This is a genomic window from Streptomyces lycii (genome assembly GCF_009735685.1).
Lineage (GTDB): Bacteria > Actinomycetota > Actinomycetes > Streptomycetales > Streptomycetaceae > Streptomyces > Streptomyces lycii.
Map to the genome: position 1 here is coordinate 25749 of NZ_WHPN01000351.1, position 13026 is coordinate 38774.

General features: G+C 70.8%; 8 protein-coding genes, 1 tRNA gene and 2 pseudogenes. 2 read left to right on the top strand and 9 right to left on the bottom strand.

Annotated elements, in window-relative coordinates; genetic code table 11:
• A pseudogene (locus GCU69_RS33990) lies at nucleotides 1-948 on the bottom strand (hypothetical protein); the annotation flags it as partial.
• 664 nt (nucleotides 949-1612) lie between these two features.
• Nucleotides 1613-2122: a response regulator gene (locus tag GCU69_RS22900; protein WP_098753900.1), complete on the bottom strand. Its 510-nt coding sequence runs from the start codon at nucleotides 2120-2122 to the stop codon at nucleotides 1613-1615.
• A 318-nt stretch (nucleotides 2123-2440) separates the two neighbouring features.
• Between GCU69_RS22900 and GCU69_RS22905 the strand changes: the two genes are divergently transcribed.
• A tRNA-Arg gene (locus tag GCU69_RS22905) sits at nucleotides 2441-2515 on the top strand.
• Nucleotides 2516-2809: 294 nt separating this feature from the next.
• Here GCU69_RS22905 and GCU69_RS22910 read toward each other — a convergent pair.
• From GCU69_RS22910 to GCU69_RS22935, 6 genes and pseudogenes are all read right to left on the bottom strand, one after another.
• On the bottom strand, nucleotides 2810-3697 hold the full coding sequence (locus GCU69_RS22910) for a DUF6615 family protein (RefSeq protein WP_143671271.1): 888 nt from the start codon (nucleotides 3695-3697) through the stop codon (nucleotides 2810-2812).
• A gap of 521 nt (nucleotides 3698-4218) precedes the next feature.
• Entirely contained in the window at nucleotides 4219-5070 is an 852-nt protein-coding gene (locus GCU69_RS22915; RefSeq protein ID WP_235978647.1) for an IS701 family transposase, read from the bottom strand.
• Between the two features lie 403 nt (nucleotides 5071-5473).
• Nucleotides 5474-5724 (bottom strand): annotated as a pseudogene (locus GCU69_RS22920) (alcohol dehydrogenase); the annotation flags it as partial.
• 497 nt (nucleotides 5725-6221) lie between these two features.
• Nucleotides 6222-6803, bottom strand: coding sequence for a flavodoxin domain-containing protein (locus GCU69_RS22925; RefSeq protein ID WP_218037967.1), 582 nt, complete (start codon nucleotides 6801-6803; stop codon nucleotides 6222-6224).
• Between the two features lie 117 nt (nucleotides 6804-6920).
• Nucleotides 6921-9653 (bottom strand): FG-GAP-like repeat-containing protein, encoded by a 2733-nt coding sequence (locus GCU69_RS22930; RefSeq protein WP_156207053.1) that lies wholly within the window; start codon nucleotides 9651-9653, stop codon nucleotides 6921-6923.
• A 362-nt stretch (nucleotides 9654-10015) separates the two neighbouring features.
• Nucleotides 10016-10489, bottom strand: a complete 474-nt coding sequence (locus tag GCU69_RS22935; RefSeq protein ID WP_098754631.1) for a carboxymuconolactone decarboxylase family protein — start codon at nucleotides 10487-10489, stop codon at nucleotides 10016-10018.
• Between the two features lie 289 nt (nucleotides 10490-10778).
• On the opposite strand from GCU69_RS22935, the gene GCU69_RS22940 reads away from it, so the two are divergent.
• Nucleotides 10779-11234: a GNAT family N-acetyltransferase gene (locus GCU69_RS22940; RefSeq protein WP_098754632.1), complete on the top strand. Its 456-nt coding sequence runs from the start codon at nucleotides 10779-10781 to the stop codon at nucleotides 11232-11234.
• Nucleotides 11235-11461: 227 nt separating this feature from the next.
• Here GCU69_RS22940 and GCU69_RS22945 read toward each other — a convergent pair whose 3' ends face one another.
• Nucleotides 11462-12922 (bottom strand): glyceraldehyde-3-phosphate dehydrogenase, encoded by a 1461-nt coding sequence (locus tag GCU69_RS22945; protein ID WP_408055838.1) that lies wholly within the window; start codon nucleotides 12920-12922, stop codon nucleotides 11462-11464.
• Nucleotides 12923-13026 lie beyond the last annotated feature (104 nt).

The following is a 13026-nucleotide window of genomic DNA, read 5'->3' on the forward strand; positions in this document are numbered from 1 at the left end:
CCCGCCGGCCGGGTCGCCGGACGCTCCGTCCGCGGGGGCCGGGGTCGTGGTCGGGGCCGGGGTTGGGGCCGGGGCCGGCCGGGCAGGGGTGGGCCGGTCCGGGGTGGGCAGCCGGTCCGGGGTGGGCAGCCGGTCCGGGGCCGGATCGTCGGCCCGTACGGACTCGGTCACTGCCAGGTCGTCGGCCGGTACGGACTCGGGCACTGCCAGGTCGTCGGCCGGTACGGACTCGGGCACGGCCGGGACGTCGGCCCGTACGGACCCGGGCACGGCCGGGACGTCGGCCCGTACGGACCCGGGCACGGCGGAGTCTTCGGCCGGCACGGACCCGGGCACGGCGGGATCTTCGGCCGGTACGGACCCGGGCGCGGAAGAGAGCGGGGGCGCGGGCACGGGGCGGACGGTGGGCAGCGGGACCGGTGGAGTTCCGTGCGCGTCGAGCCGTACGCCGAGGGGCGCGGCCCAGGCCGGGTCGGGAACCTGCTCGCAGCTGGTGCGGACGGCGGCGCCCTGGGACCGCAGGAGACGGGCGAGGGTGTCGGTGGTGACGACGGCGCGGAGCTCGTACGGGCAGTGCAGCTGGTGAACCTCACCGGCGAGGACGGAACTGTGGCCGTAGCGGAGACCGGCGGCGAGGATGTCGCGCACCAGCAGGGTGGCGGTGTCGTCGGCGAGGGTGATGTTCAGGAACCCGGGGCCGGCGATGTCGACGCGCCGGATGCCGGGGGCGCCGGCGAGCCGGGGCCGCAGGATCTCGGCGACGCGGCGTGCGGGAAGCCCGGAGGGCCCGGCGAGCTGCAGGGCGACGGCGGTGGCGTAGTCCCCGAGCCCGGGGCGCGCGGCGGGCTTGACGACCACCCGGCCGGGAACGGGCACGCGCAGCTCACCGTCCTGGACGGCACGGCGCACCGTGCTCAGCACGGTGCCGGAGAGCTGGGCGGGGGTCACGCAGCAAGCGTATGGGAGGAAGGGGGTGGGTCCGCGAACCGGTTTCACGGACCGATACGCCGGGCGGGGCGCACCGATACGCCGGGCCGGGCCTCGACCGGGGGCCGGGGAACGCGGAAGGACCGCGCCGGCGCAGGGATCTCGGCTCTGTCGTCGCGTGGCAGGACGTGTGCCGTGGCGTGGCCTGGCTCATGTCGCCATGGCGTGCCGTGACGTGGCTCATGCCGTGCCCGTGGCGTGGCGCGCCGTGGCGCGCCGTGGCGCGTCGTGGCACGGCTCACGGACTCCGGGAAGGACGGTGCTGCGAACAGCGGAGGGCGTAGGCCGCGGGCGGCGGGAGGACGCGGTTCGCGGGCAGTGGTGAGAGACGCGGTCGCGGACGGCAGGAGGGCGAGGGTCGCGGACGTGGCAGGAGGACGAGGTCCCGGACGGCGAGTGGGCGGCACGAAACGGGGCGGTACGAAACGGGCGGCCGAGCCCGGCCGGGGGCAGGCGCGGCGGCTGCCCGGGCCGGCCCACTGTCGAGCCGGGCCCCGGGCAGGCGCGGCAGCCTCGCTCGGCCAGGTCCGGAAAGGTCACCCAGCCGCTCGGCGCGGGCCCGCCGGGGGCACGACGCCATCGCATCGCACCCCCGGGGCCCGGCGGCCCAGGGGTACGGACGGGCTCAGCCCGCCGGGTGCGCGAACGGAGCGGTGCCCCCGCCGGGCCAGTCGTCCGCGGCGGAGGAACCGAGCGGAGCCCGCTTGCCTCCGTGCAGCAGCTGACGTACGACCCGTACGAGCTGGACCGGTTCGAAGGGCTTGGCGACGAAGGCGTCGACACCGGCGGCCTGGGCGCTGTCGATCTCGCTGCGCGTGCAGGCACTGACGATGGCTATGGGCAGTTCACGGGTGCGCGGATCCTCGTGCAAACGGGCAGCCGTACGTAACCCGTCGAGTCGGGGCATCACTACATCCAGGGTGACGACGTCGGGACGCACGTCATGGACGACATCCAGACACTCGGCACCATCGGCCGCGGTCACGACCTCGAACCCTTCAAGCTCGAGGTTGACCCTGATCAGCTGCCGGATCACCTTGTTGTCATCGACGACAAGGACCCGTGCGGACGAGTCGGGCACGTTTCGAGAGTAGGTCGAGAACTCCGGCCGCGTCCCGCTTTTGCCCACTTCCACCACCTGCGAGGGACCTTTCAGCGACTACGTGCGGGGAAGCCGCCACATGCGCTACGGCGCCCCTCCTCCCCCGGGCCCCGCCCCTCCCCCACGCCTCGGCGGCATCAGCACCGGCCGTGGGGACGACCGACGCATTCAAGCCCGCCCGACCGAGACCGGCGCCGCCCCGCACAGCCGCACGAAGCCCCCGGAACCCCAGCCTCCGCCACCTGCCCCGGCGGCCCGGCGGCCGCCTCCCGGGGCTGCGGCAAATGGTGTTCATGGACACCCCCGCAGAGCTGGTAGTGTTCTACCCGTCGCCGCGAGAGCGGCAGACACGCCCCCGTAGCTCAGGGGATAGAGCAACGGCCTCCGGAGCCGTGTGCGCAGGTTCGAATCCTGCCGGGGGCACCATCGATTAAGGTGCCCAAAGACCCCGTCACCAGCGGAAACGCTGAGGCCGGGGTCTTCGCGTTTGTGCAGCCGTATGCCGCTCGGAGCGGCCGTATGTCGAGGCCTGTGGGCGAGGCGTGGACGGGATCCTGAAGCATCGCCGCAGGTGGCCCGTGAGAGGGTGAGAGCCTACGCCAGCGTGACCTGGTCAGCTTGGTGCACCTGCGCTGATGCCACACCTTGATCCAGCTCGCGGCGGGCCTTGGCATCTCCGTCCGCACCGCCTACGCCTACGTCACTGTCATGACCTGCTTGTCAAGTCGCCAGATCGATCAACACCGACATCTTGAGCCGAGGGTCAGGGGACTGGACGTCACGTCCCGCAATCATGGCAACAACACGTTCAGGCAACTCAGGGAGCGGCTGATCGTTAGCGTCACGCAAGGCCAAGCGTCGAGAGATACCGCTAGGCAAGACAAGGGAATCGGCATGGGCTACGGGATGAGTTACTGGCGGAAGGTCAACATGCTTGCCTGATGCAGATGACCACTTGTCACCCTTCACAGTATCGCGCTCAGGCCGCTCCGCTCTAAAAGCGACAGAATTCTCCGCCCATGCGAAGTGGACAAGACCAGCGCGATGCATGAAGTTGACTACTGCATAGGCGCCCTCCAGGTCGCCCGGACTCTGATCTGAATCGTCACAAAGGATTGTGTGCCACGGCATGCTCTGCTGCCTGGCATACCTTGGCCCCAACTTGGGATCAAGAATCGCAGCTCTCACCGTATGAGCGGAGACAATGGTGCAACCAAGATGGGCTTGTTCACCGGAACCGTGAGGGCAGTCGAAGACGGCGTGGCCCGGAGAGTAGGGGGTCCAGTTTCGGTGGTTGTAGAACACATAGGCGGGTAGACAGCCCGACGCTTGTGCATCTTCCACGAGCAGTTCGCTTTGCAGGCGACCTCGTACGGTGTACTTCAACTGGTAGCTACCACCAGGCTTCATGCGCTTCGCTTGTACCCGCATACCAAACCCCCGCTTTCCAGAGTGGAACCACCACTCCCAGTCCGCGCCGTTTCGAGCTTCTTCGGATCGATGGAACTCCCGGATCTGCACACGGCCTCCGTGCAATCGACGAAATCTCCGCAAGTTTTTCTTGGTGAATTCCTCCTCGCTCGCAGGAGACCCATGAACATGGTCCATCGCGAGATCCTCGAACGTCTCCTTCGCACAGTCTCGAAGCGTACGACACAGAGAGCCGACAGGCGCCACACTTCGCTCCGCCCGGGACTCGACAGAATCGTCAACCCCCGTTCCGCAATACGGGCAGAAACTGAATTGCTCGTCGGCCTGACGCCCACAGCACAACATTGGTCCCCTCCCAGGGCAAGCGATGCGCGGAGCAAGGCTGGCGGGCTATGAAACAAGAGAGGCCCCGGACAGGATGCCCGGGGCCTCGATGGGGTGCAGGATGTTTCACTCGTACTCGCGCAAGAGGTCCTCGATACGCCGGTTAGTACTCCAGCAGGACTTTGCTGTCTGACCTGCGGGTTCCGCTGGGCGGCTGGAGTGTAGCGGGACTTCGATCGTGCGGGGGCGGTCTCACGGAGACCGCCCCTCGATCGTGCGACAACGCCGCAGGTAGTGACAGCGGCGGGCGACTGCTTGGCGTCGGCGGCGCCAGTTCGACCAGCTCAGCGCGTGGTGTCGTGCTCGGTGTCCGCTCAGGTGCGGGGGCCGGGCACGACTAGCTGCCAGGAGTCGCCGAACCTCCGCCACTGTGAGCTCGATGGTCCCGGCTGTCCCACCTGTTCGCATTCCTCGATCGCCCAGCGTGCCCCGGCGACCCGCGCCAGCTCCTGGACGGTGACCTGAAGGGGGTGTAGGCGAGGTAGTAGGCGATCTCGTCGGGCTTGTTGATGCTGCGCCGGGCCAGTGCCCACCGCATCCGGTGAGGGACCTCGCCCTGATAGTCGAACTCGGCGACGGCCGGCAGCCGCACCGCTGTCCAGTGGTAGACGCGGGGGCCCCTTCGCGCCGTTGCCGCATGAGATCTTCTCCCACGCTTCGTCCGGGGCTTGCGCGAACAGAACCTCGATCCGCGAACAGCTCACGCAGAACCGGGACTTGGGGACGGCCAGCACGTAGCCGACACCCGACTGTTCCAGCAGCCGGCGGAATCGGTTCTCCTGACCGTAGGCGGAATCCGCGGTGACCCAGGCAATGGGCAGCGGCGAGGCGACGGCCCGCAGCACCATATGCCGGGCCAGTTCGCCCTTGGTGGCGAACTCCCGCTCGTCGGGGACCCTTGCGGTGCGGCAGCGTTCCCGGTCCTCGGTCCAGGACTTCGGGAGGTAGAGCTCGCGGTCGACCAGGGCCCGGCCGCGGGCGGAGGCGTATGCGGTGAAGACGCCGATCTGGCAGTTCTCGGTCCGGCCGGCGGTTCCGGAGTACTGGCGCTGGACCCCGGCTGAGGTGGTGCCCTTCTTGACGACCCCGGTGTCGTCGACGATCAGGATGCCGTCGGCCTCGCCGAGCTTGTCGGCGATGTATGCGCAGGTCGTCGCGGATGTCATCGAGCTCCCACTTCGATCCGGCAAGGAGGTGCTGCAGGCCGTCGGGCGTGGGGTGGCCGACCTGTTCGGCCAGCTGCCAGCTGTTCTTGCGGGCCACCGGGGCGAGCAGCCCGCGTACGTAGTCACGCATGCGACGGCGGAGCTCGAATCGGCCGAAGCGGTGCCCGATGGTCAGGAAGAGATCGTCCAGTTCGAGGTCCCATTGCGCGGCGGCGTACTCGGTGATCACCCTCGGAGGCTGCCCCGCCGCTGTCATTGCTCCGTGTCGCGTCCCCCCGGCCGAGAGCTGACGCGGCGTCCGCCGGCACGGGCCTGGCCGGCAGGGTCGGAGGGGTCGGCGGGATCGGCGGAATCGGCGGGATCGGCGCCGGAGGGGGGCGGCCCTGCCCTTGTCCTTTCCCGCTCAGGGTTCGCGGAGTTGCAGGGTGTCGTGCGGCTGCCCGCCGAGGACGACCTTGCGCGCACCGGTGTCGGCGGCCCGTGAGAAGACGTCGTACGCCTCCTCCATGGCGTCCAGGGAGAAGGTGTGGGTGACATGGACCCCGCGGACAGACGGCCGGCGTTCAGCATGCGCAGCAGCGTGGGCGTGGAGTACGTGTCGACCAAGCCGGTGGTGATCGTCACGTTCTTGTGCCAGAGGTCTTCGAGGTGCAGGACGGGCCATCCGCCGTCCCCGGTAACCACCAGCCACCGGCGCCGACGACAGACCGACGACAGGGGGACATCACTTGGCGGCCGTCCCGGGACGGAGTGCCCTCGTCCCACAGCCTGCCTCCGACCGCCGCCGTCCGCAGCGGCAGGCAGCTCGTTTCCGCCGCCGGAGCGGTGCGCCCGGGCGGGCCGGAGGCCGGCCGGGCCTCAGCGGTGCGTCTTGCGGGGCCGGGGCTGTGCGCCTCGCCGAGCCGGAGCCGTGCGTCCCGCCAGGAACCGGAGCAGTACGTCAGCCAGGGCGCAGCGGCACGTCTCACCGGGCCACAGCGGCTGCGTCGACCCGGCCGCGCAGCGGTGCATCTCGCCAGGCCGCAGCGGTTACGCCTCACCGGGCCGTGCCGCTCCGCGCCCGTACCCCCCGGCGCGGAGCCTGCGCCCGCAGCAGCGCCAGGGGCCCGTACCCGGCCGCCGCGCCGCCCCGCCACGCCGCCCCGCCGTGATCACGCGGGGTGCTCAGCGCTGCTTCCCAGCAGGTCGCTGCCGATGGCTCGGGCCCATGCGTCGACGTCGGGCCAGTCCCGGTAGTCGCCGTAGCGCAGTCCCATCGCCCGCAGTCTCAGCCGCCCGGCCCGCGACAGGTGCTCGGGCCGGATGACGCCTGAGAACAGGCGGTGACCACGCGGCCGCAGTTCCTCGGTGAGATCGCCGGTCACCTGTCCTTCTTCCCTGCTCACGAGTGCTTTCCACGGCCCTCGCAGAGCGGACGGCATCCCCACGCTGAAGATCCACACGCCGCGCCGGGCCAGCAGCTCCGCGTCCCGGTGCACGAGGGCGAGAGCCTCGGGCAGCCACGCCATGTCGTGGACCGCACTGCCCAGGACGTAGGCGTCATACCCGCGAAGGTCGTCCACCGCCCCGGCCGGCAGGACATCGGCCGCGACACCCAGCTCCCCCGAACGGGTGGCGATGCGTTCGGCGATGCTCCGGGTCGAACCGTGGACACCGGCATACGTGACCAGCACACGCACGGCCCCGCCCCGCGGTCCTCCCGCAGAACGCGCCTGTCCCGGATCGGTCGCCATGCCCGCCAGTCTCGTCCACAGCGAGCCGCACCGCGACTTCCGCTGCGTACGTCCTGTGCGTACGCATGACGACTTCGTACGCATGACGACCGATCCGGTGGCCGGACGCGCGCGGCGCTACGGCGTCAGCGTCCGGCCGATCGCGGCGCCCGAGGGAAGCCCCAGTGCCCCGCGGCCGTAGTAGACGGCGCCGGTGGTGGACACGCCCGCACTGCCGCTGTCCAGTTGCAGGATCGTCCCGTTGCCGCTGTCCTCGCCCTGGGCCCCGATGGCGAGATCGGCGCGGCCCCAGCCCGAGAGGTCCTGCAGGACCACCGACGAGCCGACCTGGTCGCCGGACTCGCTGACGCCCGGCACTCCGGACGTGTCCTGGGAGAGGGCGCGGGCCCCGGAACCCGTCAGGCCGGCGGAAGTGCCGCGCAGCAGCAGCGTGGCGCCCGCGTTCTTCCGGCTGGTGCCGCTGCGGGTCAGGTCCTCGTTGGGCAGGCCGGCCAGAACGTCGGCGTAACCGTCGAGGTCGTAGTCGCCCACCGAGACGGACCAGCCCAGCGCGTCGCCCGCCTCGGCGGCGCCCGGGACGCCGGAGGTGTCCTGGTGGATGGTTTTCATACCGGTCGTCGTGAAGCCGGTCGAGGTTCCGGGTACCACGGTCACCTGGCCGCCGGCCTTCGCGTTGGACTCGGCCGTGTACGCCTGGCCGATCACGAGGTCGTCGTAGCCGTTGCCGTTGACATCACCCGCGTCGACCGAGCGGCCGCCCCGCACGGACAGGTTGCCGACCTTCACGAGGCCCGAGGACGATCCCTCGAACCAGGTGACCCGGCCGGTGCCGCCCGTGTCGCGGTAGTTGAGCGCCACGTCCGCGTAGCCGTCGCGGTTGAAGTCACCGGTGGTGGCGTCCATGTACGCGACGGAGCCGGTCGCGCTCGTCAGCGTGCCGTACTTCGTGCCGCCGTCCGTGTGCCGCACGTTCCAGTTGCCGCCCCCGCCGGTGCCGGCGGAGAAGAGGTCCGCCTTGCCGTCGGCGTCGAAGTCGCCGATGGTGACGGCCGAGCCCAGCTTGGCGCCGGACGCCGTGACCCCCGTGGTGGTGTACATCGACCCGGAGTCCAGCCCGGGCCCGTACAGCACCGTGACCGCGCCCTGGTCGGTCGCGGACAGGTTCTCGCCGGGCGCGCCGACCGCGAGGTCCGCGTACCCGTCGCCGTTGAGGTCGCCCCAGGCCGTGGCGGCACCGAAGGAGTCACCGGACTCGGAGCCGCCGGGCACACCGGCGCTGTTCTGCGTCAGGGTGCGACCGGCCTCCGCCACCGGCCCCTCCGTGCCGCCGGGCACGACGGTCAGCGAGCCCGCGCCGCTCGACGTCTTGGGCGTACCTGCCACCAGGTCGGCGATCCCGTCGCGGTCCGTGTCGGAGGTGGGTACGGCCGAGTCCGCGCCCGGGGAGGCGGCGAAGCGGCGGATCTCGCCGAGCTTCGCGTAGAGGGTGGTGCCGGGGCAGGCGGTCGCGAAGCCGTCGCGGTGGCCGGAGATCCGGTGGATCGTGGCCTCTTCGTCCGTCTCCCAGACGCCCGTGTCGCCCTTGGCGGTCAGGGTGACCTCACCGGCCGGATCGCCCCCGTACTGCCCGAGCTTCCAGGCCGCGACGCGTGCCACGGACTCCAGCGCTGCCCGGGTCGGTTCGCCCGGTGCGATGCCCTTCGCGGGATCGCCGTGGAAGTCGCCCAGGACCGCGATGCCGGTGGAGTAGCTGTTGAAACCGTAGGTGTGGGCACCCGTCACCGGCAGGTCGATCCCGCCGCCGCGGCCCTCGAAGATCTGGCCGCACTTGTCGACCAGGAAGTTGTAGCCGAGGTCGTTCCAGCCCTCGGACTGAACGTGGTAGGCCATGATGCCGCGCACCAGGGCGGGCGACTCGGCGCAGCTGTAGCTGTTGCTGCCGACCGTGTGGTGGACGAACGCCGCGTCCACCCTGTCGATGTACGTGGGCGGTTCCTCCACCATCGACTCGTCCGCGCCCCACCCGGCCCGGCTGATGACGGGCGGCTGCGTGACGGTGGACGGCGGGGCCGTCGGCACGGTCGCCGTGGGGGACGGAGAGGCCGGCGCCGAGCCGGTGGGCGTACCCGAGCTGGGTGTACCCGAGCCGGTGGGGGCGTCGCTCCCGGTCGGGGCAGCGCTGCTGGTCGGGGTGGCCGTCGCGGACTCGCCGGGTCCGGCGGTCCCGTCGGAGGTCACGCCGGGCGAGGGGCTTCCCGGCGGCGTCTCCTCGGCCGCGAAGGCCACCGGGTCGAGCTCGGAGCTGCTGTCCTCCGCCTCGGCCGCCGTGACACCCGGGTCGACCAGGCTGATCTTCATCCCCTTGGGCAGCCCGGCGGAGGTGGTTCCGTCCCCGGCCACGACCTGCACCTCGACGCCGTCCGACGGACCGACCCACAGCGGCTCCGAGCCGCCGCGAACACCTGGTTCCGCGGTCTCCGGCGGATGCGACTCGTCCGCCTCCAGGTCCCTCCAGGGCCCCCACTTCCCGTCGTCGCTGCTGCGGGTGCGCACCTGCGCGCTGCCGTCGAGCTTCTTCGCGGCGCCGGTCCAGGTGACTCCGAGCAGGGAGAAGGGCTCCGTGCCCGTGCGCTGGAGTTCCCGCTTGCCCTTGCCGGTGTTCTTCAGCGCGATGTCGTGCACCGCGACCGGGCGCTTGGTCTTGCCGCCCGCCCCGGCCCGGTCCTCGTTAGGGCCGGCGACGGCGTAGGTGACGACGCCTCCACCCCCGAGTACCAGGGCCCCCAGAGTCAGCCAGGCTCTTCGTCTCGGACTGAGCGGTCTGTATGCGTGTGTTGTGCGCGGGCTCACTGCCCCACCCCTCGAAAAGTTCGTTTCGCGGCCCGCCTGTCCGGCAGGGCCCTGCTGTGAGCAGCGCCGTGAGCTGCTGAAACGTCACACCTCAAGGGGCGCAACCACCACACTCGTCGCGGATGCTCCCCGAACGGAGCCTCCCGCGAGGGCCCCCGGCGGCGGATTCCTTCCCAGAGGCAGCCACGCTCAGGAAACCTCGGAGGTCCGGTCTGCCGCGCTCGCCGCCCCGGCACGGGTGGCGCGAAGCGCCCGCGGTCCGAACGGCCTCGCTGTCCGACCCGGTCCGCGGGCCGGAGCACCGCACCGGCTCGGGGACCACGGCCTCCGAGCCGGCGCCGCACCCGGGCTGCCGACGTGTATCAGCCGAACTGGCCGACCTGGTAGTCGCCCGCCGGCTGCTGGACGAGGACGTTCAGCCGGTTGTACGCGTTGATGACCGCGATGAGGGCCGCCAGGGCGGTGAGCTGCTCCTCGTCGTAGTGCTTGGCGGCGTTCGCCCAGGCCTCGTCCGTGACGCCGCCGGCCGCGTCCGCGATGCGGGTGCCCTGCTCCGTCAGTTCCAGCGCGGCGCGCTCGGCGTCCGTGAACACCGTGGCCTCCCGCCAGGCCGCGATCAGGTTGAGGCGCGTCGAGGTCTCCCCCGCCGCCGCGGCCTCCTTGGTGTGCATGTCGGTGCAGAAGCCGCAGCCGTTGATCTGGCTGGCACGGATCTTCACCAGTTCCTGCGTCGCGGCCGGCAGCTCCGACTCCGAGATCACCTTCCCCGTCGCGTTCATGTGCTTCATGAGCTTGGCTGCGAGCGGGCTGCCGAAGAGGTTCAAGCGAGCATCCATGGTTCACTCCCTGTGCCGTTATCGGTGACTACACCTCCCTGACGGAGCAGCCCGGCGTGATGTGACGGGACCGGGTGTGACGTGCGTCCCACCCTCCCGTTCCCCGGCGGACGAAAGGCCTTCACGCCGGGCAGCGCCCGGGCCGAAGGCCGGCTCCCGCGCACCTCGACGGGCCGACGTAATCTGGACCGCCGCAGGTCGGCGCCTCTCTTCCAGGGCCGCCGGCACCGCGGCTCCCCCGGGCGGCGCCGCGGGGAGGGCACGGGAGGGGAGGGGAAAGGTGAGTACGTTGAGGATCGCGCTGGACGATCTGTCCGGGCCGGAGATCGCCGGGTTTCTCGAGGAACACGTACAGCAGATGCGCTCGCTGACCCCCGTGGACAGCAAGCACGCCCTGGATCTCGACAGTCTCCGGAAGCCGGACATCACGTTCTGGTCGGTCACGGACGGCGGCGACCTGGTGGGCTGCGGTGCTCTCAAGCGGCTGGACGCGCGCCACGCGGAACTGAAGTCCCTGCGCACCCGGCCGGCACGGCAGCGGAGCGGAGTCGCGTCCCGGCTGCTGGGACACATCGTGGCCGAGGCGCGGCGCACGGGTTACGAGCGGCTGAGCCTGGAGACGGGCGCGGCCGAGTTCTTCGTGCCCGCCCGGAGGCTGTACGAGAAGTTCGGCTTCCGGTATTGCGAACCGTTCGCGGACTACCGGCCGGACCCGAACAGTACGTTCATGACGCTGCGGCTCTGAGGGGTCCGTCCACGTAATCCGGCTCGGCTCGGCGGAGGCCGCGGGCCGGTGCGGGCCGCCCCCGGCCGGTGACGCAGCCGGTGACGCTGCCGGGTGCGCAGCCGGGGCCGACACCGCCTTGCGGGAGCCGCCCCGGCCGCGCACCCGGCCTCCGGCCTCAGGACACCGGCCTCAGGTCACCGGGCCCAGATGACCGGGCTCGGGTCACCGGGCCCGGATCACCGGCCTCAGACCACCGGCGCCGGCGCCGCCGGATACGTCGGGTACTCCACCCCGGACACGTGCTGCACGACCCGGATCACCTGGCAGGAGTAGCCGAACTCGTTGTCGTACCACAGGTACAGGATCGCGTCGTCGCCCTCGACCTTCGTCGCGCCCGCGTCCACGATCGACGCGTGCCGCGAGCCGATGAAGTCGCTCGACACCGCGTCCGGCGCGCTGGTGTAGTCGATCTGCCGCTTCAGCGGCGAGTTCAGCGATACGTCCCTCAGGTGCTCCAGGACCTCCTGGCGGGTCGTCTCGCGGGCGAGGCGCAGGCTGAGGATCGCGATCGACACGTCCGGGACCGGGACCCGGATCGAGCTGCCCGTGATCCGTGCGTTCAGGTCGGGCAGCGCCTTGGCCACGGCCGACGCGGCGCCGGTCTCGGTGATGACCATGTTGAGCGGCGCCGAGCGGCCCCTGCGGTCGGACTTGTGGTAATTGTCCAGCAGGTTCTGGTCGTTGGTGAACGAGTGGACCGTCTCCACGTGCCCGCGCAGCACCCCGAACTCGTCCGCCATCGCCTTCAGCGGCGGCACGATCGCGTTCGTCGTGCAGGACGCGCAGGACAGGATCTGCTCGTCCGGCTTGATCATGTCGTGGTTGACGCCGTGCACGACGTTCGGCACGTCCCCCTTGCCCGGCGCGGTCAGGACGACCTTATCGACGCCGGGCCGCAGGTGCTGCGACAGCCCTTCGCGGTCGCGCCACCGGCCCGTGTTGTCGATGAGGATGGCGTCCTTGATGCCGTACGCCGTGTAGTCCGGCGACGCCGGATCGTCGGAGTAGATCACCTTGATCTCGTTGCCGTTGGCGATGATCGTGCTGTTCGCCTCGTCGACGGTGATCGTGCCCTGGAACTGGCCGTGGATCGAGTCGCGGCGCAGCAGCGACGCGCGCTTGACGATGTCCTGGCCCGCGCCCTTGCGGACCACGATCGCCCGCAGCCGCAGGCCGTTGCCCGAGCCGGCCTTCTCGATGAGCAGGCGTGCCAGCAGGCGGCCGATGCGGCCGAATCCGTAGAGCACGACGTCGCGCGGCTCCCGGCGCTCGATCTTGCCGGCACCCGTGGCACCCGCGACGGCCTCGGCGGTGAACTCCGCCACCGGCAGTCCGCGGTCGTCCGCGCGGTACGCCGCGGCGAGCATCCCGAGGTCGATCTGCGAAGGGCCCAGGTCGAGGGTGGTGAGGGCCTGGAGGAAGGGCATCGTCTCGGTGACGGACAGTTCCGCGCCGGCGATCTGCCGGGCGAAGCGGTGGGTCTTGAGGATGCCGACCACCGACTTGTTCACCAGGGAGCGGCTGTGGAGCAGGACGGTGACGTCCCTCTCCCGCTGCAGCTTCCCGATGATCGGGATCATCGACTCCGCGGTTTCCTCGCGGTTCTTCCAGTTGGTGAACGTGTCCACGGTGGCAGTCACACTCATCTTTCGAGCTAGAGGGTGCTCAAATGATAAACGCCTGCCGTTTCGGCGTTTCACCCGGTGCCCTCCGGGGAAAGGTCTCCTGCTTCCGGGCTCGTGCCCGCGTC